The sequence below is a fragment of the Streptomyces sp. enrichment culture genome, assembly GCF_964272855.1.
GTDB lineage: Bacteria > Actinomycetota > Actinomycetes > Streptomycetales > Streptomycetaceae > Streptomyces.
In genome coordinates, this window is record NZ_OZ186847.1 from 3,601,451 (window position 1) to 3,625,477 (window position 24,027).

At 72.0% G+C, this 24,027-nt stretch carries 25 protein-coding genes and 4 tRNA genes; 6 read left to right on the plus strand and 23 right to left on the minus strand.

The annotated features are described in order from the left end of the window. Window positions 1-22: 22 nt before the first annotated feature. A tRNA-Trp gene (locus ACSU6L_RS15345) sits at window positions 23-95 on the minus strand. A 282-nt stretch (window positions 96-377) separates the two neighbouring features. On the opposite strand from ACSU6L_RS15345, the gene ACSU6L_RS15350 reads away from it, so the two are divergent. Both ACSU6L_RS15350 and ACSU6L_RS15355 read left to right on the plus strand, forming a co-directional pair. Beyond that, entirely contained in the window at window positions 378-1,604 is a 1,227-nt protein-coding gene (locus tag ACSU6L_RS15350; RefSeq protein WP_437057249.1) for a pyridoxal phosphate-dependent aminotransferase, read from the plus strand. 124 nt (window positions 1,605-1,728) lie between these two features. Then, the gene (locus tag ACSU6L_RS15355) at window positions 1,729-2,766 is read left to right on the plus strand and encodes an adenosine deaminase (RefSeq protein WP_073940580.1); all 1,038 of its coding nucleotides are present in this window, start codon (window positions 1,729-1,731) and stop codon (window positions 2,764-2,766) included. A gap of 27 nt (window positions 2,767-2,793) precedes the next feature. On the opposite strand, the gene ACSU6L_RS15360 is transcribed toward ACSU6L_RS15355, so the two are convergent. The 8 genes from ACSU6L_RS15360 to ACSU6L_RS15395 form a co-directional block, all read right to left on the minus strand. Beyond that, window positions 2,794-3,849, minus strand: a complete 1,056-nt coding sequence (locus ACSU6L_RS15360; protein ID WP_437057251.1) for a UDP-N-acetylmuramate dehydrogenase — start codon at window positions 3,847-3,849, stop codon at window positions 2,794-2,796. A gap of 102 nt (window positions 3,850-3,951) precedes the next feature. After that, window positions 3,952-5,391, minus strand: coding sequence for a DHA2 family efflux MFS transporter permease subunit (locus ACSU6L_RS15365; RefSeq protein WP_437057253.1), 1,440 nt, complete (start codon window positions 5,389-5,391; stop codon window positions 3,952-3,954). Window positions 5,392-5,493: 102 nt separating this feature from the next. Next, window positions 5,494-6,060, minus strand: coding sequence for a TetR/AcrR family transcriptional regulator (locus tag ACSU6L_RS15370; protein WP_437057255.1), 567 nt, complete (start codon window positions 6,058-6,060; stop codon window positions 5,494-5,496). A 127-nt stretch (window positions 6,061-6,187) separates the two neighbouring features. Further along, complete coding sequence (locus ACSU6L_RS15375) at window positions 6,188-6,616, minus strand: MaoC family dehydratase (RefSeq protein WP_073940786.1); 429 nt, start codon at window positions 6,614-6,616, stop codon at window positions 6,188-6,190. A gap of 5 nt (window positions 6,617-6,621) precedes the next feature. Then, window positions 6,622-7,074 (minus strand): MaoC family dehydratase N-terminal domain-containing protein, encoded by a 453-nt coding sequence (locus ACSU6L_RS15380; protein WP_073940584.1) that lies wholly within the window; start codon window positions 7,072-7,074, stop codon window positions 6,622-6,624. Window positions 7,075-7,179: 105 nt separating this feature from the next. Then, the gene (gene rpmG / locus ACSU6L_RS15385) at window positions 7,180-7,344 is read right to left on the minus strand and encodes a 50S ribosomal protein L33 (protein ID WP_003948671.1); all 165 of its coding nucleotides are present in this window, start codon (window positions 7,342-7,344) and stop codon (window positions 7,180-7,182) included. A gap of 89 nt (window positions 7,345-7,433) precedes the next feature. Beyond that, window positions 7,434-7,506 (minus strand) — tRNA-Met (locus ACSU6L_RS15390). Window positions 7,507-7,552: 46 nt separating this feature from the next. After that, a tRNA-Thr gene (locus ACSU6L_RS15395) sits at window positions 7,553-7,625 on the minus strand. Between the two features lie 255 nt (window positions 7,626-7,880). Here ACSU6L_RS15395 and ACSU6L_RS15400 point away from each other — a divergent pair. Together ACSU6L_RS15400 and ACSU6L_RS15405 are read left to right on the plus strand one after the other, a co-directional pair. Then, window positions 7,881-9,140 carry a hydrolase gene (locus ACSU6L_RS15400; RefSeq protein ID WP_437057258.1) on the plus strand — a complete coding sequence of 420 codons (1,260 nt, stop codon included), beginning with the start codon at window positions 7,881-7,883 and terminating at the stop codon, window positions 9,138-9,140. A 76-nt stretch (window positions 9,141-9,216) separates the two neighbouring features. Then, window positions 9,217-9,873, plus strand: coding sequence for an NAD(P)H-binding protein (locus ACSU6L_RS15405; RefSeq protein WP_437057260.1), 657 nt, complete (start codon window positions 9,217-9,219; stop codon window positions 9,871-9,873). A 19-nt stretch (window positions 9,874-9,892) separates the two neighbouring features. On the opposite strand, the gene ACSU6L_RS15410 is transcribed toward ACSU6L_RS15405, so the two are convergent. Together ACSU6L_RS15410 and ACSU6L_RS15415 are read right to left on the minus strand one after the other, a co-directional pair. Continuing rightward, window positions 9,893-10,105 (minus strand): hypothetical protein, encoded by a 213-nt coding sequence (locus ACSU6L_RS15410; protein WP_073940587.1) that lies wholly within the window; start codon window positions 10,103-10,105, stop codon window positions 9,893-9,895. 74 nt (window positions 10,106-10,179) lie between these two features. Next, a tRNA-Tyr gene (locus ACSU6L_RS15415) sits at window positions 10,180-10,261 on the minus strand. Window positions 10,262-10,483: 222 nt separating this feature from the next. Between ACSU6L_RS15415 and ACSU6L_RS15420 the strand changes: the two genes are divergently transcribed. Next, window positions 10,484-10,972 carry a YajQ family cyclic di-GMP-binding protein gene (locus ACSU6L_RS15420; protein WP_218514922.1) on the plus strand — a complete coding sequence of 163 codons (489 nt, stop codon included), beginning with the start codon at window positions 10,484-10,486 and terminating at the stop codon, window positions 10,970-10,972. A 95-nt stretch (window positions 10,973-11,067) separates the two neighbouring features. Beyond that, window positions 11,068-12,315: an APC family permease gene (locus ACSU6L_RS15425; RefSeq protein ID WP_437057262.1), complete on the plus strand. Its 1,248-nt coding sequence runs from the start codon at window positions 11,068-11,070 to the stop codon at window positions 12,313-12,315. A gap of 56 nt (window positions 12,316-12,371) precedes the next feature. On the opposite strand, the gene ACSU6L_RS15430 is transcribed toward ACSU6L_RS15425, so the two are convergent. From ACSU6L_RS15430 to ACSU6L_RS15485, 12 genes are all read right to left on the minus strand, one after another. Further along, window positions 12,372-12,770 (minus strand): YccF domain-containing protein, encoded by a 399-nt coding sequence (locus ACSU6L_RS15430; RefSeq protein WP_437064905.1) that lies wholly within the window; start codon window positions 12,768-12,770, stop codon window positions 12,372-12,374. An 8-nt stretch (window positions 12,771-12,778) separates the two neighbouring features. After that, entirely contained in the window at window positions 12,779-13,642 is an 864-nt protein-coding gene (gene htpX, locus ACSU6L_RS15435) for a zinc metalloprotease HtpX (RefSeq protein ID WP_073940590.1), read from the minus strand. Window positions 13,643-13,843: 201 nt separating this feature from the next. Then, on the minus strand, window positions 13,844-15,367 hold the full coding sequence (locus tag ACSU6L_RS15440; protein ID WP_437057265.1) for an NADH-quinone oxidoreductase subunit N: 1,524 nt from the start codon (window positions 15,365-15,367) through the stop codon (window positions 13,844-13,846). After that, window positions 15,364-16,938: a complex I subunit 4 family protein gene (locus tag ACSU6L_RS15445; RefSeq protein ID WP_437057267.1), complete on the minus strand. Its 1,575-nt coding sequence runs from the start codon at window positions 16,936-16,938 to the stop codon at window positions 15,364-15,366. Before ACSU6L_RS15445 ends, ACSU6L_RS15440 begins: the two co-directional genes overlap by 4 nt. Window positions 16,939-16,944: 6 nt before the next feature. Continuing rightward, the gene (locus tag ACSU6L_RS15450) at window positions 16,945-18,939 is read right to left on the minus strand and encodes an NADH-quinone oxidoreductase subunit 5 family protein (protein ID WP_365506548.1); all 1,995 of its coding nucleotides are present in this window, start codon (window positions 18,937-18,939) and stop codon (window positions 16,945-16,947) included. Beyond that, window positions 18,936-19,322, minus strand: coding sequence for an NADH-quinone oxidoreductase subunit NuoK (gene nuoK / locus ACSU6L_RS15455; protein ID WP_073940594.1), 387 nt, complete (start codon window positions 19,320-19,322; stop codon window positions 18,936-18,938). The genes ACSU6L_RS15450 and nuoK overlap by 4 nt, the downstream gene beginning before the upstream one ends. Then, window positions 19,322-20,047, minus strand: a complete 726-nt coding sequence (locus ACSU6L_RS15460) for an NADH-quinone oxidoreductase subunit J family protein (protein ID WP_437057270.1) — start codon at window positions 20,045-20,047, stop codon at window positions 19,322-19,324. Before ACSU6L_RS15460 ends, nuoK begins: the two co-directional genes overlap by 1 nt. Further along, complete coding sequence (locus ACSU6L_RS15465; protein WP_073940596.1) at window positions 20,044-20,688, minus strand: NuoI/complex I 23 kDa subunit family protein; 645 nt, start codon at window positions 20,686-20,688, stop codon at window positions 20,044-20,046. Before ACSU6L_RS15465 ends, ACSU6L_RS15460 begins: the two co-directional genes overlap by 4 nt. 2 nt (window positions 20,689-20,690) lie before the next feature. Further along, window positions 20,691-21,659 (minus strand): complex I subunit 1/NuoH family protein, encoded by a 969-nt coding sequence (locus ACSU6L_RS15470; protein WP_365506539.1) that lies wholly within the window; start codon window positions 21,657-21,659, stop codon window positions 20,691-20,693. Beyond that, window positions 21,656-22,954, minus strand: coding sequence for an NADH-quinone oxidoreductase subunit C (locus tag ACSU6L_RS15475; protein ID WP_437057273.1), 1,299 nt, complete (start codon window positions 22,952-22,954; stop codon window positions 21,656-21,658). The genes ACSU6L_RS15470 and ACSU6L_RS15475 overlap by 4 nt, the downstream gene beginning before the upstream one ends. Further along, the gene (locus ACSU6L_RS15480) at window positions 22,951-23,592 is read right to left on the minus strand and encodes an NADH-quinone oxidoreductase subunit B (protein ID WP_437057275.1); all 642 of its coding nucleotides are present in this window, start codon (window positions 23,590-23,592) and stop codon (window positions 22,951-22,953) included. The genes ACSU6L_RS15475 and ACSU6L_RS15480 overlap by 4 nt, the downstream gene beginning before the upstream one ends. Continuing rightward, entirely contained in the window at window positions 23,583-23,990 is a 408-nt protein-coding gene (locus tag ACSU6L_RS15485) for an NADH-quinone oxidoreductase subunit A (protein ID WP_073940600.1), read from the minus strand. Before ACSU6L_RS15485 ends, ACSU6L_RS15480 begins: the two co-directional genes overlap by 10 nt. Between the last annotated feature and the right edge of the window lie 37 nt (window positions 23,991-24,027).

Below are 24,027 nucleotides of genomic sequence, written 5' to 3' on the forward strand. Positions count from 1 at the left end.
CACATCCTGGCGGTGTGTGTAGCAGGGCCGGAGGGACTTGAACCCCCAACCGCCGGTTTTGGAGACCGGTGCTCTACCAATTGAGCTACGACCCTTTGCGTGTCCCCCAACGTACCGCATCCGACCGGGTGCTCGGTGTGCACCGCACGAGTGCGGCCTGCGAGGGCCAACGAGGTGAGAGTGTACGTGGTTCGGCGCCGGGCGTCGAACAGAAAGCGCCCGTGAAGCCGCCGGTGGAACGGGATCGTCGGGAAATCGCCGGAAGATCACCCAGGCCACCGCGTGGATCCGGACGGGTGTTCAGTGGTTTGCCCGGTGATGTTCAGTCCGTGAAACCAGTGTGCCGGGCAGGTTTCCGGTCTGGAACGATGGGCTTCATGAGCGCTGCAATCCCACCCACCGAGCGCCGGGTCTCCGCCCGAATCGGCGCGATCTCCGAGTCCGCCACCCTCGCCGTGGACGCCAAGGCCAAGGCCCTGAAGGCCGCCGGGCGTCCGGTGATCGGCTTCGGCGCCGGTGAGCCCGACTTCCCCACCCCGGACTACATCGTCGAGGCCGCGATCGAGGCCTGCAAGAACCCGAAGTTCCACCGCTACACCCCGGCCGGCGGCCTGCCCGAGCTGAAGGCCGCGATCGCCGCGAAGACCCTGCGCGACTCGAACTACGAGGTCGACCCGTCGCAGATCCTGGTCACCAACGGCGGCAAGCAGGCGATCTACGAGGCGTTCGCCGCGATCCTCGACCCGGGCGACGAGGTCATCGTGCCGGCGCCGTACTGGACGACGTACCCGGAGTCGATCCGGCTGGCCGGCGGTGTGCCGGTGGAGGTCGTCGCCGACGAGACCACCGGCTACCGGGTGAGCGTGGAGCAGCTGGAGGCGGCGCGCACCGAGAAGACGAAGGTCGTGCTCTTCGTCTCCCCGTCGAACCCGACCGGCGCGGTCTACGGCGAGGCCGAGGCCGAGGCGATCGGCCGCTGGGCCGTCGAGCACGGCCTGTGGGTGCTGACCGACGAGATCTACGAGCACCTGGTCTACGGCGACGCCAAGTTCACCTCGCTGCCCGCGATCCTGCCGGAGCTGCGCGACAAGTGCATCGTCGTCAACGGTGTCGCCAAGACGTACGCGATGACCGGCTGGCGCGTCGGGTGGGTCATCGGCCCGAAGGACGTCGTCAAGGCCGCGACCAACCTCCAGTCGCACGCCACCTCGAACGTGTCCAACGTGGCGCAGGCGGCGGCGCTCGCGGCGGTCTCCGGTGACCTGGACGCGGTCGCGAAGATGCGGGAGGCGTTCGACCGCCGCCGCAAGACCATCGTGCGGATGCTGAACGAGATCGACGGCGTGCTCTGCCCGGAGCCGGAGGGCGCGTTCTACGCGTACCCGTCGGTGAAGGGGCTGCTCGGCAAGGAGATCCGCGGCAAGCGTCCGCAGGACTCGGTCGAGCTGGCCGCGCTCATCCTGGACGAGGCCGAGGTCGCGGTGGTGCCGGGCGAGGCGTTCGGTACGCCGGGCTACCTGCGGCTGTCGTACGCGCTGGGCGACGAGGACCTGGTCGAGGGTGTCTCGCGGATCCAGAAGCTGCTGGCGGAGGCGCGGGACTGACCCGTCTCCTTGCCGCGGGGACCACACCTGGACGCCGAGGTGTGGTCCCCGTCGTTTGTGCGAGCAAGACCACGATCGGGGAATCGGCTACCGGGGCGGCGGGGGCGTACGGCAGGATCTGGGAATGGAGCGCGTACGTGATCTCTCTGAGCTGCCGAAAGCCCATCTGCACCTGCACTTCACCGGCTCGATGCGGCCGGGCACCCTGCTGGAGCTGGCCGACAAGTACGGGGTCCGGCTCCCGGACGTGCTGACCGACGCGCTGGTGAGCGGGGAGCCGCCGAGACTGCGCGCGACGGACGAGCGGGGCTGGTTCCGCTTCCAGCGGCTGTACGACGCCGCGCGTTCCTGCCTGCGGGCGCCGGAGGACATCCAGCGGCTGGTCAGGGAGGCCGCGCAGGAGGACCTGCGGGACGGCTCCGGGTGGCTGGAGATCCAGGTGGACCCGACGTCGTACGCGCCCCGGCTGGGCGGGCTGATCCCGGCGCTGGAGATCATCCTGGACGCGGTTGAGACGGCCGTGCGGGACACCGGGCTGGGGATGCGGGTGCTGGTCGCCGCCAACCGGATGAAGCACCCGCTGGACGCGCGGACGCTGGCGCGGCTGGCGGTGCGGTACGCCGACCGCGGTGTGGTCGGGTTCGGGCTGTCCAACGACGAGCGGCGCGGCATGGCGCGCGACTTCGACCGTGCGTTCGCGATCGCGCGGGACGGCGGCCTGCTGTCGGCGCCGCACGGCGGCGAGCTGACCGGCCCGTCGTCGGTGCGGGACTGCCTGGACGACCTGCACGCGAACCGGATCGGTCACGGCGTGCGGGCGGCGGAGGACCCGCGGCTGCTGAAGCGGCTGGCGGACCGGCAGGTGACCTGCGAGGTGTGCCCCGCGTCGAACGTGGCGCTCGGCGTCTACGAGAAGCCTGAGGACGTACCGCTGCGGACGCTGTTCGAGGCGGGCGTGCCGATGGCGCTGGGCGCGGACGACCCGCTGCTCTTCGGCTCCCGCCTCGCCGCCCAGTACGACATCGCGCGGCACCACCACGACTTCACGGACGCCGAGCTGGCGGAACTGGCCCGGCAGTCGGTGCGGGCGTCGGTGGCGCCGGAGGGCGTGAAGGCGGAGCTGCTGGCGGGCGTGGACCGGTGGCTGAACACACCGGCGTGACGTGGTCCGCCCCGCCGGCTCCCGCCGTCAGACGCTGACGCCCACCGTGACCGGCTCGTTGACCAGCGTGATCCCGAAGGCCTCGCGGACTCCGGCGACGACCTCGCGGGCCAGCGCCAGCAGGTCCTCCGTGGTCGCCTCTCCCCGGTTGGTGAGGGCCAGGGTGTGCTTGGTGGAGATGCGGGCGGGGCCGGTGCCGTAGCCCTTGGTGAAGCCAGCCTTGTCGATGAGCCAGGCGGCGGACGTCTTGGTGTGCCCCTCCCCCGCCGGGTACGCGGGCGGCTGGGCCTCGGCGCCCAGCCGCTCCCGCACGCGCGCGTGGAACGCGGCGAACTGCGCGTCGGTGAGGATCGGGTTGGTGAAGAAGGACCCGGCGGACCAGGTGTCGTGGTCCTCGGGGTCGAGGACCATGCCCTTGCCGGCGCGCAGCTTGAGCACGGTCTCGCGCGCGTCGGCGAGCGGCACGCGGTCGCCGGGCTCGACGCCGAGCGCGCGGGCCGTCTCGGCGTACTTGACCGGCGCGGAGAGCCCGCCCGCGTCCTCCAGCCGGAAGCGGACGCGCAGCACCACGTACCGCTCGGGGTCGGCCTTGAAGCGGCTGTGGCGGTAGCTGAAGGCGCACTCCTCGTTCGCCAGCGTCACCGTCTCGCCCGCCCGGCGGTCGTACGCGATCACCTCGGTGATCGTGGAGGAGACCTCCTGGCCGTACGCCCCCACGTTCTGGATCGGCGTCGCGCCCGCCGAGCCGGGGATGCCGGCGAGGCATTCGATGCCGGCGAGCCCGGCCTCGACGGTGCGGGCGACCGCGTCCGTCCACACCTCGCCCGCGGCGAGCTCCAGCTTCGTGCCGTCCAGCGTGAGCCCGCGGGTGGCGATGCGCAGGGCGGTGCCGTCGAAGCCCTTGTCGCCGATGACCAGGTTGGATCCGCCGCCGATCAGCAGCAGCGGGGTGCCGGTGTCGTCGGCCTCGCGGACGGCGGCGATCACCTCGGCGTCGGTCTCCGCGGTGACCAGGCGGGTGGCGGGCCCGCCCAGCCGGAAGGTGGTCAGCGGGGCGAGGGGGGCGTCGTGGAGTTCCTGCACGGGCTCAAGACTACGAGACGGCACTGACAGCCCCGGCACACGCGTACGGCCCCGCCGTGGACGGGGCCGTGGGACGGGGCCGTACGCGCGCGTGCCGGGGCGTCAGCGGGCGGCGGTCTCCAGGACCGGGCCCGGCTCGGGTGCCGTGGGCGCCGCCGGGGCGGTGCGGGTGCGCGGGATGGCGAGGGCCGCCAGGGTCGCCAGGGCCACCAGTGCGGCGCCGACCACCAGCGCGGGGCGCAGTCCGTCGACGAAGGTCTGCGCGGACTCGTAGCCGCCCCGGGCCGAGAAGACCGAGGACATGATCGCGATGCCGAGCGCGCCGCCCACCTCGCGCAGCGCGTTGTTGGCGCCGGAGGCGACGCCCTGCTCCTCGGCGCTCACGCTGGCCATGACCAGGGTGGAGGCGGGCGCGAAGTAAAGGGCCATGCCGATGCCGCTGAGGATCAGTCCGGGCAGCTGGGAGACGTAGGAGGCGTCGGCGGTCGCCACGAGGGCGAGGTAGCCGAGGCCGGACGCCTGGAGGAAGAGCCCGGTGGCGACGACCGGACGGCCGCCGATCCGGTCGGCGAGCAGGCCCGCGACCGGCGCGACCAGCATCGGCACGGCGGTCCACGGCAGCATCCGCAGCCCGGCCTCGGTGGGCGAGTAGCCGAGCACACCCTGCATGTACTGGCTGAGCAGGAAGATCGAGCCGAACATGCCGAGGAACATCAGCAGGCCGGCCGCGTTGATGCCGGAGAAGGCGCGGGAGCGGAACAGCCGCATCGGCAGCATGGGGTTGCGGCTGCGGGTGCCGTGCACGACGAAGACGGCGAGCAGGACGGCGCCCGTGATCAGACCGCCCACCACGGGCACGCCGCTCCAGCCGTCGACCGGGCCGCGCACCAGGCCGTACACGATCCCGAAGAGGCCGCCGCTGGCCAGCAGGGTGCCGGGAAGGTCGAGCCGGGCGCCGGCGCCGTAGGACTCGGACAGGCGCAGGCGGGCCAGCGGGAGCAGGGCGATGCCGAGCGGGACGTTCAGCCAGAAGATCCACTGCCAGGAGATGTGCTCGGTGAGGGTGCCGCCGATGAGCGGCCCGGAGGCGACGGCGAGCCCGTTGACGGCCCCCCAGACGCCGTACGCCATACCGCGCTTCTCGGCCGGCACGGCGGCCGTGAGCAGGGTGAGCGTCAGCGGCATCATGACGGCCGCTCCGACGCCCTGCACCGCGCGGGCGGCGATCAGTGAGTCCAGGCCGGGCGCGAGGGCCGCGGCGGCGGAGGCGGCGGTGAACAGGGCGAGCCCGGCGACGAAGAGACGGCGGCGGCCGAAGCGGTCACCGAGCGCCGCGCCGGTCATCAGCAGCACGGCGAAGGTGAGCGTGTAGGCGCTCACGGTCCACTCCAGGTCGTGCAGCGCGCCGCCCATGTCCTCGCGGATGGACGGCAGGGCGGTGGTCACGACGAGGTTGTCGAGGGACGCCATGAATCCGGCGACACCCGTGATCAGGAGAGCCCAGAGGACTCCCCCGCGTGGTGCGGTCTGCTGCTGTGACATCGTTCCCCCAGAGCGTGTTGGTTAGTTATTGATGACTAACTTTCGTGGGCGCGAAGAAGCGAAGCCCGCGGACATTCCCTCTCCCCCGCAGGCGAGGCCCCCCTACTCGGTGACCCTCTTCACCTTGGCGGAGACGTAGAGCCCGTCCCACACCCGGTGTTCGGACGGGAAGCCCATCGCCGCGAGCGTGTTCACGAGCATTCCGTACGCCAGGAAGGTGGTGGTCTCCTCGACGTCCGCCCCGAGGGGCAGATGCACCGTGTCCCAGAGCTCCATCCAGCCCCGGCGGACCATCTCGCCGAACTCGTGGTCCCCGGCGGCCTCGGCGGCCGCCACCGTCACGTACGTCTGCAACTGCATCTGCAGCCGCTCGGGCTCTACCGCGATCAGCCGGGTGTACGCCTCGGCCATGGCGTGCAGGGCGTCCTCGCCCCGCAGGTCCCCCGCGGCCTCCTGGAACAGCCGGCGCATGTCCTCGAGACAGCGCTCGGCCGCCACGAGGAAGATCGCCTTCTTGCCCGGGAAGAGCCGGAAGAGGTACGGCTGCGACACTCCGACCCGCTTGGCGATCGCCTCGGTGGAGGTGCCGTGGTAGCCGTTCCGCGCGAACTCCGTGATCGCCGCGCGGACGACACTCTCGCGTCGCTCCTCTGCACTCATCCTGGCCATGAAAGTAAGTTAGTACTCAATCACTAACTTGGTCAAGGGAGAGCGTGAAGGGCGGGCGTGAGCAAGGGAGGGCATGAGTAAGGGGCGCCCACCATTGGCGAGCGCCCCTTACGCGGTATGTCAGGCCTCAGGCCAGTCGTACCACCGCGCGGGACATGCCGAGCACCTTCTGCCCGCCGCTGGTCGCCGTGAGGTCGACGCGCACCTTGTTGTCGTCGAGCTTGGCGGCGACCTTGCCGCTGACCTCGACGGTCGCGCCCTGGTCGTCGTTCGGGACGACGACGGGCTTGGTGAAGCGGACGCCGTACTCGACGACCGCGCCCGGGTCGCCGGCCCAGTCGGTGACCACACGGATCGCCTCGGCCATGGTGAACATGCCATGCGCGATGACGTCCGGCAGTCCGACCTCCTTGGCGAACTTCTCGTTCCAGTGGATCGGGTTGAAGTCACCGGAGGCGCCCGCGTACTGGACGAGGGTGGCGCGGGTCACGGGGAAGGTCTGCGCGGGCAGCTCGGTGCCGACCTCGACGTCGGCGTACGCGATGTGGGCGGTCATCTTGCTCACGCCTCCTCGGCCCCGCGGGCCACGAGCTTGGTCCAGGCGGTCACGACGTGCTCACCGGTTTCGTCGTGGACCTCGCCGCGGATGTCCAGGATGTCGTTGCCGGCCATCGACCTGATCGACTCGATGGTCGAGGTCACCGTCAGCCGGTCACCGGCGCGCACCGGGCGGCTGTAGGCGAACTTCTGGTCGCCGTGCACCACACGGCTGTAGTCCAGTCCGAGCTGCGGGTCGGCGATGACCTCCCCCGCGGCCTTGTACGTGATGGCGAACACAAAAGTCGGCGGCGCGATCACGTCGGAGTGTCCGAGGGCCTTGGCGGCGTCCGGGTCGACGTAGGCGGGGTTGGAATCTCCCACCGCCTCCGCGAACTCCCGGATCTTCTCCCGGCCCACTTCGTAGGGCTCGGTGGGCGGATAGGACCGCCCCACGAAGGACTGGTCGAGCGCCATGGCTCGGCACCTCCTGGTGTCTGCTGTCGTCGCGACGGATGGTGGGCGAGAACGCCACGAGGCCGCCCCCTGAAACTACGGGGACGGCCTCGTGAACGAGCCTTTTTATCGCGTCTCGCGGTGCGCGGTGTGCGCGTTGCAACGCGGGCAGTGCTTCTTCATCTCAAGACGGTCCGGGTTGTTACGCCGGTTCTTCTTGGTGATGTAGTTCCGCTCCTTGCACTCCACGCAGGCCAGCGTGATCTTCGGGCGGACGTCGGTGGCAGCCACGTGAGTGCTCCTTGACGAACGGATGGAAATTAGTTAACGCAAGAAGAGTAGCCGATCGAAGGACCGACCCCGCAATCGGCTACTGTCTGTAGCGGTGACCGGACTTGAACCGGTGACACAGCGATTATGAGCCGCTTGCTCTACCGACTGAGCTACACCGCTGCGATGCGATCGGGCCCCGCCTTGCGACGGGAACCTCTCACACCAGAGCCCCAAAACGGAATCGAACCGTTGACCTTCTCCTTACCATGGAGACGCTCTGCCGACTGAGCTATTGGGGCGAGCGATGAAGACATTACACGGTCGCCCGCCGTTCGCCCAAATCCGTTTCCCGACCCCTTGCCCGGCCCGTCCGGCGCACCTCCCCGGAGCCTCCCCGGAGCCTCACCGGAGCCTCACCGCGGCTCCCCCGCGCCGGGACCGCACCGGTACGACTATTCCGCTCCTCCCCGCCCGGGCAGGGCCGCCGTCCTACGCTCGACACACTCTGTGATCTTGTGCCGCCCCGGGCACAGCCCTCGAGCCACTGGAGCGCGATGCCCGACAGCCCGCCACAGCCGCCCCGCTCGTCGTCCCCGCCGGGCTCCCCCGGACAGACCGACGGGGACGCCCTGCTGCTGTCCGGGGCACGGCTCACCGACGGCCGCACCGTGGACGTACTGCTGAGCGGCGGTCGCATCGAGGCGGTCGGCACGGCCGGCAGTCTGGGCGGCACGCGCGCGAGCGGGGCACGGGTGGACCTGGGCGGCTATCTGCTGCTGCCGGCTCCCGCCGAACCGCACGCCCACGCGGACACCGCCCTGACCGCCGACGCCGGCGGCCCCGTCTCCTACGACCTCCAGGACGTCCAGCGCCGGGCCACGCAGGCCGCGCTGCTGCAGCTCGGGCACGGGGCGACCGCGCTGCGGGCCCATGTGCGCGTGGGCGACGTCCAGGGGCTGGAGGCGCTCCGCGCGGTGCTGCGGGCACGGCGTTCGCTACGGGGGCTCGTCGAGCTGACGGCGGTGGCGATGCCGCGGGTGCTGACCGGGGCGGCCGGGGCGGACGGGCTCGCCATGCTGCGGGACGCGGTGAAGATGGGCGCCTCCGTGGTGGGCGGCTGCCCGGACGCGGACCCCGATCCCACGGGCTATGTGGAGGCCGTCCTGGCGGTCGCCTCCGAGCACGGCTGCCCGGTCGACCTGCACACCGACGCCGCCGACCCGGCGCGTCTGGCGCGGCTCGCCGCGATGGCGGGCGGCCTGCGCCCCGGCGTGACGGTCGGACCGTGCGCCGGTGTCGCGCGCCTCCCCACCGACCTGGCGTCCCGGACGGCGGACCAGCTCGCCGCGGCGGGAGTGACGGTGGTGTGCCTGCCCCAGGGCGGCTGCGGGAGCGTGGACCACCCCGGCACGGCGCCCGTACGACTGCTGCGCGCCGCCGGCGTACGGGTCGCGGCCGGGAGCGGCGCGCTGCGGGACGTGTCCAACCCGGTGGGCCGCGGGGACCCGTTGGAGGCGGCCTACCTCCTCGCCTCCCGCCAGGGCCTGCGCCCCGAGGACGCCTACGACACCGTCAGCGCCTCCGCCCGCGCGGCCCTGGGGCTGCCCGAGGTCCGCGTGGAGGCCGGTTTCCCGGCGGAGCTGCTGGCGGTGCGGGGAGACCGGCTGGCGGGCGCCCTGTCCCTGGCGTACAGCAGGATCGTGGTGCACCAGGGGCGTGTGGTGGCGCGGACGAGCGCGGTACGGGAGTACTGCGACTCGGCGGCGGTGGACGAGCTGGGGCTGCCCCGGCAGGGGCGGGGCAAGCCCTCCTGAGCCCGGGCGTGAGGGCGGGGGAACACCCGGGCCGTGCGGGCGGCACGGGCGGCCGTTCGGGCGTACGGTCGAAGGCATGCGCATTGTCATCGCTGGTGGTCATGGACAGATCGCGCTGCGCCTGGAGCGCCTGCTCGCCCAGCGCGGCCACGAGGCGGCGGGCATCATCCGCCGCGAGGGACAGGGCGACGACCTGCGGGAGGCGGGCGCCGAACCGGTGCTGCTGGACCTGGAGTCGGCCACCGTCGAGGGGGTCGCGGCCCATCTGCAGGGCGCGGACGCGGCGGTGTTCGCGGCGGGCGCCGGGCCCGGCAGCGGAGCGGCCCGCAAGGACACCGTGGACAAGGGCGCGGCGGTGCTGTTCGCGGACGCGGCGGTCCGCGCGGGCGTACGGCGTTTCCTGGTGGTCTCCTCGATGGGCGCGGACCCCGGGCACGAGGGCGACGACGTGTTCGACGTCTACCTGCGCGCCAAGGGCGCGGCCGACGCGTACGTGCAGGGCCTGGACCGCCTCGACTGGACGATCCTGCGCCCCGGTTCGCTCACGGACGACGCCGGTACCGGGCTGGTCCGTCTGGAGGCGCACACGGGCCGCGGCGCCGTCCCGCGCGACGATGTGGCCGCCGTACTCGCCGAGTTGCTGGAAACGCCCGCGACGGCCGGGCTGACCCTGGAACTGGTCGGCGGTTCGACGCCGGTGTCGGTGGCGGTGAAGTCGATCGCCGGCAACTGAGCCGACGCGGAAAACCGCCTCAGAACAGCGGCAGTTGTCCCGGGAACTCGGGCACCACATGGCCGTCCAACGACGGCTGTACCGCCCCCAGTTGCGCGTACCGCCGCGACCCCGGACACGAGACGAGCTGCCCGCTCCCCCGCGCCCCGGGCGGATCGTGCCGAGCGAACCGCCCGGCGACGACGGCGATCTCACGACGGCATTCTGGGCAGGTTCTGCGACGGGGCGACATGCATTAAGTGTGCCCGTACACGAAAAACCCCCTCCGTCTGCGTTTCCGCAGATCGGAGGGGGTTTTCCCCAGTGTGGCGGCGCCAGGATTCGAACCTGGGAAGGCTGAGCCGGCAGATTTACAGTCTGCTCCCTTTGGCCGCTCGGGCACACCGCCGGGGTTGCTGCCCTTCGAACCGCTTTTCGGCGGTGCTCCCTGGCAACGACGTAAACAATACCCGATGCGGAGGGGTGCTTCGCCACCTGATTGATCGGGACCTGAGGGACGGGGGTGGCTAGGCTTGTCCGGATGCGGTCCGTGCCCCGCGTGGGGACCGGCCGACGACCGCGTACGCCGCTACGCACCCGTTTCGCACCCCGATACAAGGAGCCACAGGACATGGCCGACTCCAGTTTCGACATCGTCTCGAAGGTCGAGCGGCAGGAGGTCGACAACGCCCTCAACCAGGCCGCCAAGGAGATCTCCCAGCGCTACGACTTCAAGGGCGTGGGCGCCTCGATCTCGTGGTCCGGTGACAAGATCCTGATGGAGGCGAACTCCGAGGACCGGGTGAAGGCTGTCCTCGACGTCTTCCAGTCCAAGCTGATCAAGCGCGGCATCTCGCTGAAGGCCCTGGACGCGGGCGAGCCGCAGCTTTCCGGCAAGGAGTACAAGATCTTCGCGTCGATCCAGGAGGGCATCTCCCAGGAGAACGCCAAGAAGGTGGCGAAGATCATTCGCGATGAGGGCCCGAAGGGCGTGAAGGCCCAGGTCCAGGGTGACGAGCTGCGGGTCACCTCGAAGAGCCGGGACGACCTGCAGGCCGTCATCGCCCTGCTGAAGGGCAAGGACTTCGACTTCGCACTGCAGTTCGTGAACTACCGGTAATTCGCGGAGACCGGCAGATGACGGGAGGGCGGGCATCAGGTGCCCGCCCTTCTCCTGTGTGGGCCGCCGGCCCACCCCTTCAGTAGGGTGCGGCCATGACCTCCTCCGCCTCCGAACTGCGACGCAGCCTCGGCGTGGGCGACGCCGTCGTCATCGGGCTCGGCTCGATGGTGGGAGCCGGGATCTTCGCCGCGCTCGCACCGGCGGCCCGCGCGGCCGGCTCCGGGCTGCTGCCCGGGCTGGCGGTGGCGGCCGTGGTCGCCTACTGCAACGCCATGTCCTCCGCGCGGCTGGCGGCCCGCTACCCGGCCTCCGGCGGTACGTACGTGTACGGCAGGGAGCGGCTGGGGCCGTTCTGGGGGTACCTGGCGGGCTGGTCCTTCGTGGTCGGCAAGACGGCCTCCTGCGCGGCGATGGCGCTCACCGTGGGGGCGTACGTCTGGCCCGGGCAGGCGCACGCGGTGGCGGTGGCGGCCGTGGTGGCGCTGACCGCCGTGAACTACGGCGGCGTCCAGAAGTCCGCCTGGCTGACGCGGGCGATCGTGGCCGTGGTGCTGGGCGTGCTCGCCGCCGTGGTGGTCGTCTGTCTGGGGTCGGCGGAATCCGACGCCGGACGGCTGGACGTCGGCGCCTCCGAGGGCCTCGGCGGCGTGCTTCAGGCGGCCGGTCTGCTCTTCTTCGCGTTCGCCGGGTACGCGCGGATCGCCACGCTCGGCGAGGAGGTCCGGGATCCGGCCCGTACCATCCCCCGCGCGATTCCTCTCGCGCTCGGGATCGCCCTCGTGGTGTACGCGTGCGTGGCGGTCGCCGTGCTGTCCGTGCTGGGGTCCGGCGGGCTCGGTGAGGCGACCGCTCCGCTGGCCGACGCGGTGCGCGCGGCCGGGATGCCGGGGCTGGTGCCGGTGGTGCGGGCCGGGGCCGCCGTGGCGGCTCTGGGGTCGCTGCTGGCCCTGATCCTGGGTGTCTCCCGGACCACGCTCGCGATGGCGCGGGACGGGCATCTGCCGGGCGCGCTGGCCGCCGTCCATCCGCGCTTCCGGGTGCCGCACCGCGCGGAGCTGGCCGTGGGCGCGGTGGTCGCGGTGCTGGCCGCCACGGTGGACGTCCGGGGCGCGATCGGCTTCTCCTCCTTCGGGGTGCTCGCCTACTACGCCGTGGCCAACGCCTCGGCCTGGACCCTCGATCCGTCGCCGCGCGCCCGCCTGGTGCCGGGCGTGGGCCTCCTCGGCTGCGCGCTGCTGGCGTTCTCCCTGCCCGGCGTGTCGGTGGCCGTGGGCTCGGGGGTGCTGGCCGTGGGTGTGGTGGCGTACGCCGTACGGCGCCGGGGCACCGCGCGGAGCTGACCGCGGCCCTGCCGGGGCGTCACGCTGCCGGCGCGTCGCGCTACCAGGGCTGCGCGCTACCAGGGTGTCGGCGCGAACGGGCGGTCCGTGGACACGATCTCGCGCCCCAGCGGCAGCAGGGACACGGGGATCAGCTTGAAGTTCGCGATGCCGAACGGGATGCCGATGATCGTGACGCACAGGGCGATGCCGGTGGCGATGTGGGCGAGGGCGAGCCACCAGCCGGCGAGGATCAGCCAGAGGACGTTGCCGACGCAGGACGGGGCACCGGCGTCGCGGCGTTCGACCGTGGTGTACCCGAAGGGCCACAGCGCGTAGACGCCGATGCGGAAGGCGGCGATGCCGAACGGGATACCGATGACGGTGATGCAGAGCAGCACGCCCGCGAGCAGATAGCCGAGGAACAGCCAGAAGCCGCTCAGGACGAGCCAGATGACGTTCAGGATGAGGTTCAGGATCGTCTTCACCGGTGCGGACCTGCCATCTGTTCGAGCCGGCGGATGCGCTCCGCCATCGGCGGGTGGGTGGAGAACATCTTGGACAGCCCCTGGCCGGGGCGGAACGGGTTCGCGATCATCATGTGACTGGCGGTCTCGATACGCGGCTCGGGCGGCAGCGGGAGCTGCTTGGTGCCCGTCTCCAGCTTTCTCAGGGCGCTGGCCAGGGCCAAGGGGTCACCGGTGAGCTGGGCGCCGGAGGCGTCGGCCTCGTACTCGCGCGAGCGGCTGATGGCCAGTTGGATGAGCGAGGCCGCGAGCGGTCCCAGGATCAGGATCAGCAGCATGCCGAGGATGCCGGGGCCGTCGTCGTCGTCCGAGCGGCCGATCGGGATCAGCCAGGCGAAGTTGACCAGGAACATGATCACCGATGCGAGGGCACCGGCGACCGACGAGATCAGGATGTCGCGGTTGTAGACGTGGCTCAACTCGTGACCGATGACGCCGCGCAGTTCGCGTTCGTCGAGCAGGCGCAGGATGCCCTCGGTGCAACACACGGCGGCGTTGCGCGGGTTGCGGCCGGTCGCGAAGGCGTTGGGGGCCTCCGTCGGGGAGATGTACAGGCGGGGCATGGGCTGGCGGGCCTGCGTGGAGAGCTCGCGGACCATGCGGTACAGGGCGGGTGCCTCGAACTCGCTCACCGGGCGGGCGCGCATCGCGCGGAGGGCCAGTTTGTCGCTGTTCCAGTAGGCGTAGGCGTTGGTGCCCAGGGCGATGAGCACGGCGACGACGAGGCCCGTACGACCGAAGAAGCTGCCGATGACGATGATGAGTGCGGACAGTCCCCCGAGGAGTACTGCGGTCCTGAGCCCGTTGTGCCGGCGGTGCACGGTACGCCCTCCAAGTGGTGCAGCAGGGGAACCCTTTGCTTGCTGTGATCTGTCGGCTCACTGGAGTCGTGGTGTCACGTCCAGTGGACCCTCCCGTACTGGTCAACGCCAGGCGGGGACCACTAGTTCCCTTGTGCGCACGGCGGCGCGGCTGGGCCGTCCGGGTGACGGTGCCCCGGACGGCCCTTGTGGCGGGCGGCGTCAGAAGAGGCCGGTGTCCGTGAAGCGCAGCACAAGCTGGGGAGCGCCGGAGAGCGCGACGCCGAGGACGGCGGTGACGGCGATCGCGGCGGTGACGGGCGCCGGGAGGCGGTGCCGCGCGGGTTCGCCCTCGGGGGCCCGGAAGAGCAGGGCCGTCCACTGGAGGTAGTAGAACAGCGCGATCACGACGTTCACGGCCATGATCGCGGCCAGCCAGCCGAGGCCCGCTTCGACGGCCGCCGAGAAGACGGTGACCTTGGCGAACAGCCCGATGATGCCCGGCGGCAGCCCGGCCAGGCACAGCAGGAAGAAGGCCATCAGGAGGGCGGTCACGGGGTTCGTGGCGTACAGGCCCCGGTAGTCGGCGACCCGGTTCAGGTTCTTAGTACGGCCGACCAGCGCGGCCACCGCGAAGGCGCCGAGGTTCACCACGCCGTACATGAGCGCGTAGGCGACCGTGGATCCGATCGACCGCTCGGCGTCGTCGGAGTAGGCGGCCGCGGCGATCGGCACCAGGAGGTAGCCGGCCTGGCCGACGGAGGACCAGGCGAGCAGGCGGACCGCGCTGTACGCGCGCGTGGACTGCTGCCGGAGGGCGCCGACGTTGCCGACGGTCATGGTCAGCGCGGCGAGCACGGCCAGCGCCGGGCCCCAGACGTCGGCGTACGACGGGAGGGCGATGACGGTGACGAGGATCAGGCCGGTGAAGCCGACCGCCTTGCCGACCACCGACAGGTAGGCGGCGACCGGCAGCGGGGCGCCCACATAGGTGTCGGGCACCCAGAAGTGGAAGGGCACGGCGGCCGTCTTGAAGGCGAAGCCGATCAGGGTCAGGACGACACCGGTCTGCGTGAGGGTGTGCAGCTGACCGTCGACGCCGTCCACGCGCTCGGCGATCTGGGTGAGGTAGAGGCTGCCGGTGGCGGCGTAGACGAAGCTGATGCCCATCAGGCTGACCGCGGTGGCGGTGACCGAGGACAGGAAGAACTTCAGGGCCGCCTCGGAGGACCTGCGGTCGCCGTACCGCAGGCCGACGAGGGCGAAGGCGGGCAGGGAGGCGACCTCCAGGGCGACGATCAGGGTGGCGAGGTCGCGGGAGGCCGGCAGGAGGGCCGCGCCGGCCGCGGAGGAGAGCAGCAGGAACCAGAACTCCCCTTCGGGGAGTCCCCCGCGCGCGTCCTTCAGGCCGGTGACCGACAGCAGGGCCGCGACCAGGGCGCCGCCGAGCACGAGGAGCTGCAGGACGAGGGTGAAGCGGTCCGCGGTGTAGCTGCACACGCCGGGGTCGCCGGTCAGGCAGAAGGTGGAGCGGTCGCCGTCCAGGAGGGGCAGCAGCATCAGGGTGGCGACGGTGAGGCCGGCCACGGAGATCCAGCCGAGGAGCGCCTTGCGGTGCTCGGCCACGAACAGGTCGGCGACCAGGACGGCGAGCGCGACCACGGCCGCGATGGTGGGCGGCGCGACGGCGAGCCAGTCGACGGACTGGATCAGCGACTCGGCGAGCGGCTGGGCCTGGGAGCTCATCGGGTGCCTCCTGCGAGGAGCTGCTGCACGGCCGGGTCGGTCAGGCCGAGGAGGATCTTCGGCCAGAGTCCGGCGACGACGGTGAGGGCGACGAGCGGCGCCCAGGCCGCGAACTCGTACGTCTGTACGTCGGCCAGCTTCGGGGTGTCCTGCGGCAGGGCGCCCATGCAGACCCGGCGGACCACGACCAGCAGGTAGGCGGCGGTGAGCAGGGTGCCGAACGCGCCGATCGCCATGAAGGTGAGGAAGGCCGGGCGGCTGAGGCCGTCGGCGGGCTCGAACGCGCCGAACAGCGCCAGCATCTCGCCCCAGAACCCGGCGAGACCCGGCAGCCCGAGCGAGGCGACCGCGGCGAAGGCGAGCAGGCCGCCGAGGCGCGGTGCCCTGCCGTACAGGGCGGCGCCGGTCTCCTCGGCGAGGGTGTCGAGGTCGGTGCTGCCGGTGCGGTCCTTCAACGCGCCGACCAGGAAGAACAGCAGGCCGGTGATGAGGCCGTGGGCGATGTTGGCGAACAGGGCGCCGTTCACGCCGGTCGGGGTCATGGTGGCGATGCCGAGCAGCACGAAGCCCATGTGGCCGACGGAGGAATAGGCGATCAGCCGCTTCAGGTCGCCCTTCGCGCCCTGCTTGGCGAGGGCGAGGCAGGCGAGCGATCCGTAGATGATCCCGACGACGGCGAACGCGGCGAGGTACGGCGCGAAGTCGGCGAAGCCGCCGGGGGTGATCGGCAGCAGGATCCTGACGAACCCGTACGTGCCCATCTTCAGCAGCACGCCGGCCAGCAGCACCGAGCCGACGGTCGGGGCGGCGGTGTGGGCGTCGGGCAGCCAGCTGTGCAGCGGCCACATCGGCGTCTTCACCGCGAGCCCGATCCCGATCGCTAGAACGGCGATGACCTGCACGGACGCGCTCAGCGACCGGCCGTTGTCAGTGGCGAGTGCCACCATGTCGAACGTGCCCGCCCGAAGGCCGATCAGGAGCAGGCCGAGCAGCATGACCACGGAGCCGAGCAGCGTGTAGAGGATGAACTTCCAGGCGGCCCCGGCCCGGCCCTCGCCGCCCCAGCGGGCGATGAGGAAGTACATCGGGATCAGGACCGTCTCGAAGGCGAGGAAGAACAGCAGCAGGTCGAGGACGGCGAAGGTGGCGAGGGTGCCGGTCTCCAGGACGAGCAGCAGGGCGACGAAGGCCTTCGGGGACGGGCCCGAGGGCGGCTTGAAGTACGAGTAGAGCGCGCAGAGGAAGGTCAGCAGCGCGGTCAGCACCACAAGGGGGAGGGAGATGCCGTCGATGCCGAGGTGGATCCGAACGTCGAGTGCGGGGATCCAGCTGATGTCCGTCGTGGCCTGCATCCTGGACGGCTGGTCGTGGTCGAAGCCGAGCGCGAGGACGATCGCGGCGATGAGGATGGCTCCGGTCACCGTCACGCCGTGCCGCAGCACGGCCTGCTCGGGTGACTTCCCCTTCAGTCCGGGCGGGGCGGGCAGGAGAGCGGCGGCGGCGCCGAGGAGCGGGCCGACCACGACGAACGCCAGAAGGAACTGCATCACGGACTCGCTGATATCGATCACGCCTGCTCACGCTCCCGTGGCGACGAGGACGACGGCGACCACCAGGACGACGGTGCCGGCGAGCAGCGCGCTCACATAGGTCTGCACATTGCCGGTCTGGGCGCGCCGTACGGCGGCGCCGAGCCAGCGGGGAAGGGCGCCCGCGCCGCGCACATAGGTGTCGACGACCTCGCGGTCGAGGAACCGTACGAGGCTCGCGCCGGCCCGCACCGGGCGGACGAACAGTGCCGAGTACACGGCGTCGACGTGGAAGCCGACCGCCGCGTGGCGGTGCAGCGGGCCGAGCAGCAGCCGTCCCGGGTCGGCCGGGTCGGGGGCCTGGGCGACGTCGCCGTAGGCGGGCGCGTGGCTCGCGATCGCCTCGGCCTCGACCAGCCCGGCGTCGCCCTCCGGGTGGGCGGCGACCGCGCCCATCGGCACCTTGGCGGCGAGCGCGGTGGTGTGCCGCCAGGCGGCGTAGGTGACGAGGCCGCCGACCAGGGCCAGGCCCGTGCCGAGCACGGACGTGGTCAGGGTCGGGCCGAGGTCGCCGCCGTCGAACCAGCCGGGGAAGGACTGGTACGCGAAACCGCCGAGGGCGAGGGACGGCGCGGCGAGCACCCACAGCACCACGGTCATGGCCAGGGGCTGGCGGCCGTGGTCGGGGGCCTCGGCGCCGTGGCCGCGGAAGGCGAGCAGCCACAGGCGCATCGCGTAAGCGGCGGTCAGCAGGGCGGTGAGCAGGCCGACGACCAGGATGATCCAGCCCGCGGCGGCGGGGGCGTCCTCGGTGTGACCGGTGGCGACGTGCTCGGCGGCGCCGAGGACGGACTCCTTGGAGAAGAAGCCGCTGAACGGCGGGATCGCGGCGAGCGCCAGGAGCGCCACGGTCATCGTCCAGTAGGCGTCGGGGACGCGGTCGCGCAGGTGCGACATGCGGGACATGGCGGCCAGCGAGTTGGTGCCGGTGGCGTGGATGATCACGCCGGCGGCGAGGAACAGCAGCGCCTTGAAGGCGCCGTGCGACAGGAGGTGGAAGACGGCGGCGCCGCGGTCGGCGACGGCGAGGGCGCCGGTCATGTAGCCGAGCTGGCCGATCGTCGAGTAGGCGAGGACGCGCTTGATGTCGTCCTGGGCGAGCGCGGCGAGCGCCGAGCCCGCCATGGTGACGGCGGCCATGACGGCGAGGACGACCATCGCGGCCTGGGAGGCCTCGAAGACCGGGAGGAGCCGGGCGACGAAGTAGACACCGGCGGCGACCATCGTCGCCGCGTGGATCAGCGCGGAGACGGGCGTCGGGCCGGCCATCGCGTCGGGAAGCCAGGTGTGCAGCGGGAACTGCGCCGACTTGCCGGCCACACCGGCCAGGAGGAGCAGGGCGATCAGCGTCGGGTGGTCGATGCCGCCGTTCGCGACGGCGCCGAGGACCCGGGTGATGCGGAACGACCCGGCGTCGGTGGCCAGCGCGAACAGACCGATGAGGAAGGGGACGTCGCCGAGCTTGGTGACCAGAAAGGCCTTGAGGGAGGCGGCGCGGGCCTCCGGGGTCTCCCAGTAGTGGCCGACCAGGAAGTAGGAGCAGATGCCCATGACCTCCCAGCCGACCAGCAGCACCATCAGGTCGCCCGAGTAGACGACGAGGAGCATCGCGGAGGTGAACAGGGAGACGAGCGCCGCGTACGAGGGGTAGCGCGGATCGTCGCGCAGATAGCCCGTCGAGTAGATCTGCACACAGGTGGCGACGAAGGCGACCAGGACGGCGACGAGCGCGGCGAAGCCGTCGATGTACAGGGCCAGCTCGATCGGGACCGAGCCGGTGGGGGTCAGTTCCGTTGCCGCGTCGACGGCCTCGTCGCCGCCCTGGTGGACGGCGACGACCACGGCGAGGGCGAGCGCGGCGAGCGTCGGCAGCACCGCGAGCGGGCGGACGAAGCCGGGGGCGGTGCGGCCCAGCGCCAGGCCGGCGCCGGCACCCAGGAACGGCAGGAGGGGGACGAGGACGGCGAGGGTGGTCGTGGTCACGCGGTGGCCTCAGCCTTCTCGGTCTTCCCGGCCGTGAGGGCGTCGTCGGGGCCGTCGGTCTCGTGGCTCTCGGCGGTGTCGCGGAGCTTGTCGATGTCGGAGGTGCCGCGGTTGCGGTACACGGCGAGGACGATCGCCAGGCCGATGCCGATCTCGGCGGCGGCGATGGCGATGGTGAACAGCGTCAGGGCCTGGCCGGAGTGCAGGGTCTCCTCGGCGGCCCTGCTGAGCCACACGTCGAAGGCGACCAGGTTGAGGTTGACGGCGTTGAGCATCAGCTCGACCGACATCAGGACCAGGATCGCGTTGCGGCGGGCGAGGACGCCGTACAGGCCGGTGCAGAACAGGAGGGCGGAGAGTACGGCGGGGTAGGCGAGGTGCATCAGCGGCCACCGTCCTCGGCCTGCGCGTCGGAACGGGCGCCGGCGGCGGCCGGGCTCGTGGTCGCGGGGGCCCCGGTCGTCACGGAGGGGCCCGTGGTCGTGGAGGCGCCGGTGGCCGCGGAGAGGCCGGTGGTCTGGGCCTTCGCCTTGCGGGACAGGACGATCGCGCCGACCAGGGCGGCCAGGAGGAGGACGGACAGTGCCTCGAAGGGGAGCACCCAGTTCTGGAACAGGCTCTCGCCGGTGACCCGGGTGGATCCGGCGGCCGGGCCGTCCAGGTCGATCCAGGTGGTGCGGAAGGCGTCGACGACGACCCAGACCAGGGCGGCGGCCGCGGCGACGGCCACGGTGAGCGCGGCCCAGCGGTTGCCGGAGTCGGCGTCCGGGGAGCGGCCGATCGGCGCCTTGGTGAGCATCAGACCGAACAGGAGGAGGACGACGACGGAGCCGACGTAGATGAGGACCTGCACCCAGGCGATGAACTCGGCGGTGAGCAGCAGGTACTCGACGGCGAGGCCGCCGAGGGTCACCACCAGCCACAGGGCGGCGTGCACCAGTTGCCGGGTGGTGACGGTGACGAGGGCGGCGCCGAAGGTGACCAGGCCGACGAGGAGGAAGGCGATCTCGACGCCGTTCGGGGAGAGGAAACCGTGGCTCTCGGCGGCCGTGGTCACCGTCGAGGAGGTGTCCGCGGCGAGGCGGGCGGTGGCTGCTGCGAGCGTCATTCGGCGCCCTCCTGCCTCGGCTGGTCCGTCTGCTGCCGGGACGCGCCCTGCGGGCGGGTGGGCTGCTCGGCCGCGCGGGTCTGCTCGTCGGCGTGGGCCTCGGTGGCCGGGGGCTGCTGCTGGGCCGCCAGCTTCTCGGCGGTCTTGCGGGCGGCGGCCAGTTCCTTCGGCTCCTCCGCGGCGGGGTCGAGGGCGGGCGGGGCCGGGACGGTCCACATCCACTCGCGGAGCTTGTCCCGCTCGTGGGTGAGGTCGCGGATGTCGGTCTCGGCGTACTCGAACTCCGGGGACCAGAACAGGGCGTCGAAAGGACAGACCTCGATGCAGATACCGCAGTACATGCACAGGGAGAAGTCGATGGCGAAGCGGTCGAGCACGTTGCGGCTGCGTTCGCGGCCGCCGGGGGTCGCCGCCGGGACCGTCTCCTTGTGGGAGTCGATGTAGATGCACCAGTCGGGGCACTCGCGGGCGCACAGCATGCAGACCGTGCAGTTCTCCTCGAACAGGCCGATCACCCCGCGGGTGCGGGGCGGGAGATCGGGCTGGACGTCCGGATACTGCGCGGTGACGCTCTTCCTCGTCATCGTGCGGAGGGTGACGGCCAGGCCCTTGGCGAGGCCGGAACCAGGAATGGGGGCCATGGTTACTGGATCACCACCTTCACGACGCCGGTGAGGGCGATCTGGGCGAGGGAGAGAGGGACGAGGAGGGTCCAGGAGAGCTTCTGGAGCTGGTCCTCACGCAGACGGGGATAGGTGACGCGGAGCCAGATCACGATGAAGGCCAGCACCGCCGTCTTCAGGAGGGTCCAGACCCAGCCGAGGCCGTCGGCGCCCCACGGGCCGTGCCAGCCGCCCAGGAAGAGGACGGTGGTCAGGCCGCACAGGACGACGATCCCGGCGTACTCGGCGAGCAGGAAGAGGGCGAAGCGCAGACCGGTGTACTCGGTGTACGCGCCGAAGATGATCTCCGAGTCGGCGACGGGCATGTCGAACGGCGGGCGCTGGAGCTCCGCGAGACCCGCCACGAAGAACACGATCGCGCCGACGATCTGCCAGGGCAGCCACCACCACTCGAAGGCGTCGAGGATGCCGGGCAGGGAGACCGTGCCGGCCGCCATGGCCACCGAGGCGGCGGCGAGCAGCATCGGGAGTTCGTAGGCGAGCAGCTGGGCGGCGGTGCGCAGGCCGCCGAGCAGGGAGAACTTGTTGGCGGACGCCCAGCCGGCCATGAGGGAGCCGAGGACGCCGACGCCCATCACCGCGAGCACGAAGAAGACGCCCGCGTCGATCACCTCGCCGACGGCGCCCTCGCTCGGGCCGATGGGGATGGCGAGCAGGACGAGGAGGTACGGCAGGAGGGCGACGGCGGGGGCGAGCTGGAAGATACGGCGGTCCGCGCCGGACGGGACCACGTCCTCCTTCTGCGCGAACTTCACGCCGTCGGCGACGAGCTGGGCCCAGCCGTGGAAACCGCCGGCGTACATGGGGCCGAGGCGGCCCTGCATGTGGGCCATCACCTTGTGCTCGGTCTGGCCGACCAGCAGCGGGAAGGTGAGGAAGACACCGAAGACGATCAGCAGTCGCAGGGCGACGTCGAGGGCGTCGTTCACCGCGGGCCTCCTGAGGGGTCTTCGGGGGTTCGGGGGGGTTCGGGGTTTTCGGGTGCGGGCTTTTCGCCGGGGTCGTCAGTGGCGTCAGCGCTGTCGGCGTTCTCGGTGCCGCCCTCGGCCGGGGCCTCCTCGTCGAACGCCGGGCGGGCGTGGTGCCACGGCGCGTCCGGGCTGCGGGGCGCGGTGCCGGGGCGGGCCGCCGGGGTCTCTGGCGCCGGTGTCTCCGGTGCCGGGGCCTCCGCGCGCTGGGAGGCCGAGCCCTCGCTCGCACTGCGTGCACGCCGGGTGCCGGGCGCCGTGGCGCGCTGGCTCGCCGAGCCCTCTGTCGCACTCCGGGCGCGACGCGGGCCTGCCGGCGCCGTCGGGGCCTCGGTCGGTGCCGGCGTCGTCGGCTCACCCTCCTGCCGCGCGGCCGTCGCGGCCTCCGCGGTGCCTACGGCCTCCGCGGCCTCCGCGGCCTTCGCCGCCTCGGCCGTCCCCGCCGTCTCCCCGGCCGCCGCGCGCTGCGATGCCGACCCCGCGCTCGCGCTGCGCGCCCGACGCGGTCCGGCGGCGCGGGTCGCAGGCGCCTCGGCACCGGCGGCCGCGTCCGTGCCCGCACCGGCAGCCGCGCGCGTCGTCTGGCCGGCCGATCCCTCGCCGGCCGTGCGGGTGCGCCGTACCGGCCGGTCCCCCGCCGCCGCGGGGCGGCCGGCTCCGCGGGCGGGGCGGGCCGGGGCCGGGGGGAGCTGGCCCTTGAGGGGGCCCCACTCGTTGGGGTCGGGGACGCCCGGGGGCAGCATCTGGCGGCGCTTCGGTCCGCCGTGCTCGGACTCCCCCGGCTCCTTCGCGCCCGGCCACGCCTTGGCGACGCGGGCGGCGAGGACGAAGTCCTTGCGCAGGGGGTGCCCCTCGAAGTTCTCGGGGAGCAGGAGGTGGTCCAGGCCGGGGTGGCCGTCGAAGGAGACGCCGAACATCTCGTGGGTCTCGCGCTCGTGCCAGGCGGCGCCCGCGTAGACGCCGACGGCGGAGGCGAGGGTCGGGGCCGAGTGCGGCACCGTCGTCCGCAGCAGCAGGCGGCGTACCGGGGACAGCGCGACGACGTGCGCCGTGACGCGGAAGCCGGTGTCCGGTTCGTCGACGGCGCTCAGCCAGTCGAAGTAGGTGCAGTGGAGGCGGTCGCGGGCGGTGCGCAGCGCCTCGGTCCAGGAGGCCGGCGGTACGTCGACGGTCAGGACCTCGTATGACTCCTCGGCCGTGGCCTCCGTGCCGAACAGCTCCTCGGCGGGGGCGGGCAGCCAGCCGACGGCACTCATCGGGCCTCCCCGGGAGAGGCCGAACCCTCGGCGGCCGTGCCCTCGGCGGCCGGCGGCCGGACCAGCCCGCTCTGCAGCGCCGCGGTGGAGGGCCGGGCCGGCTCGGTGCCGTAGCGCTCCCCCAGCGACTCGCGGGCGATCTTCTCCTGGAGCTTGAGGATGCCCTGGAGCAGTGCCTCGGGCCGGGGCGGGCAGCCGGGGACGTAGACGTCGACCGGGATGATCTGGTCGACGCCCTTGGTCACGGAGTAGGAGTCCCAGTACGGGCCGCCGCAGTTGCTGCAGGCGCCGAAGGAGATGACGTACTTCGGCTCGGGCATCTGCTCGTACAGCCGCTTGACGGCGGGCGCCATCTTGTCCGTCACCGTGCCGGAGACCACCATCAGGTCGGCCTGGCGCGGGCCCGGGGCGAAGGGGATCACCCCGAGGCGGATGAAGTCGTGGCGGGCCATCGACGCGGCGATGAACTCGATCGCGCAGCAGGCGAGCCCGAAGTTGAAGACCCACAGCGAGTAGCGGCGGCCCCAGTTCAGGACGACCTTCATCGGCTCCGGGGCGAGGCGCGCGAGGGCGCCGAGGCGCTTCGGCTCGGGCAGCAGCACAGGATCCGGCGAGTTGACTTCTGGCGTCACGTCCATGCCAGGACGCCCTTCTTGTATGCGTACAGCAGGCCCACGGCGAGGAAGCCGAGGAAGATGAACATCTCCACGAGCGTGGCGGCCCCGTAGCCGGGGTCGGCGAAGACCGTCGCCCAGGGGAACAGGAAGATCGAGTCGACCGCGAAGATCACGTAGAGGAAGGCGTAGACGTAGTAGCGGACCTGGGTGTGGGCCCAGCCCTCGCCGACGGGGTCGACGCCGCACTCGTACGTCAGCAGCTTCTCCGGTGTGGGCACGACGGGGCGCAGCAGCCGGCCCGCGCCGAAGGCCACCGCGACGAAGAGCACGCCGATGGCGGCGAGCAGTCCGACGACGGAATAGGACTGGAAGTAGTCCGCCGCGACGACCACGGCAGGTTCGACGGTCGGTTCCCGCACGTCCGTCCCCTCGCTCCCTGACTCCGACGTGACCTCG

Excerpts from the sequence above, each read along its gene's own strand:
- ACSU6L_RS15350 (WP_437057249.1), top strand. The coding sequence starts at position 378 with ATGAGCGCTGCAATCCCACCCACCGAGCGCCGGGTCTCCGCCCGAATC.
- ACSU6L_RS15355 (WP_073940580.1), top strand. The coding sequence starts at position 1,729 with ATGGAGCGCGTACGTGATCTCTCTGAGCTGCCGAAAGCCCATCTGCAC.
- ACSU6L_RS15365 (WP_437057253.1), bottom strand. The coding sequence starts at position 5,391 with ATGTCACAGCAGCAGACCGCACCACGCGGGGGAGTCCTCTGGGCTCTC.
- ACSU6L_RS15370 (WP_437057255.1), bottom strand. The coding sequence starts at position 6,060 with ATGGCCAGGATGAGTGCAGAGGAGCGACGCGAGAGTGTCGTCCGCGCG.
- ACSU6L_RS15375 (WP_073940786.1), bottom strand. The coding sequence starts at position 6,616 with ATGACCGCCCACATCGCGTACGCCGACGTCGAGGTCGGCACCGAGCTG.
- ACSU6L_RS15380 (WP_073940584.1), bottom strand. The coding sequence starts at position 7,074 with ATGGCGCTCGACCAGTCCTTCGTGGGGCGGTCCTATCCGCCCACCGAG.
- ACSU6L_RS15400 (WP_437057258.1), top strand. The coding sequence starts at position 7,881 with ATGCCCGACAGCCCGCCACAGCCGCCCCGCTCGTCGTCCCCGCCGGGC.
- ACSU6L_RS15405 (WP_437057260.1), top strand. The coding sequence starts at position 9,217 with ATGCGCATTGTCATCGCTGGTGGTCATGGACAGATCGCGCTGCGCCTG.
- ACSU6L_RS15410 (WP_073940587.1), bottom strand. The coding sequence starts at position 10,105 with ATGTCGCCCCGTCGCAGAACCTGCCCAGAATGCCGTCGTGAGATCGCC.
- ACSU6L_RS15420 (WP_218514922.1), top strand. The coding sequence starts at position 10,484 with ATGGCCGACTCCAGTTTCGACATCGTCTCGAAGGTCGAGCGGCAGGAG.
- ACSU6L_RS15425 (WP_437057262.1), top strand. The coding sequence starts at position 11,068 with ATGACCTCCTCCGCCTCCGAACTGCGACGCAGCCTCGGCGTGGGCGAC.
- ACSU6L_RS15440 (WP_437057265.1), bottom strand. The coding sequence starts at position 15,367 with ATGAGCTCCCAGGCCCAGCCGCTCGCCGAGTCGCTGATCCAGTCCGTC.
- nuoK (WP_073940594.1), bottom strand. The coding sequence starts at position 19,322 with ATGCACCTCGCCTACCCCGCCGTACTCTCCGCCCTCCTGTTCTGCACC.
- ACSU6L_RS15460 (WP_437057270.1), bottom strand. The coding sequence starts at position 20,047 with ATGACGCTCGCAGCAGCCACCGCCCGCCTCGCCGCGGACACCTCCTCG.
- ACSU6L_RS15465 (WP_073940596.1), bottom strand. The coding sequence starts at position 20,688 with ATGGCCCCCATTCCTGGTTCCGGCCTCGCCAAGGGCCTGGCCGTCACC.
- ACSU6L_RS15475 (WP_437057273.1), bottom strand. The coding sequence starts at position 22,954 with ATGAGTGCCGTCGGCTGGCTGCCCGCCCCCGCCGAGGAGCTGTTCGGC.
- ACSU6L_RS15480 (WP_437057275.1), bottom strand. The coding sequence starts at position 23,592 with ATGGACGTGACGCCAGAAGTCAACTCGCCGGATCCTGTGCTGCTGCCC.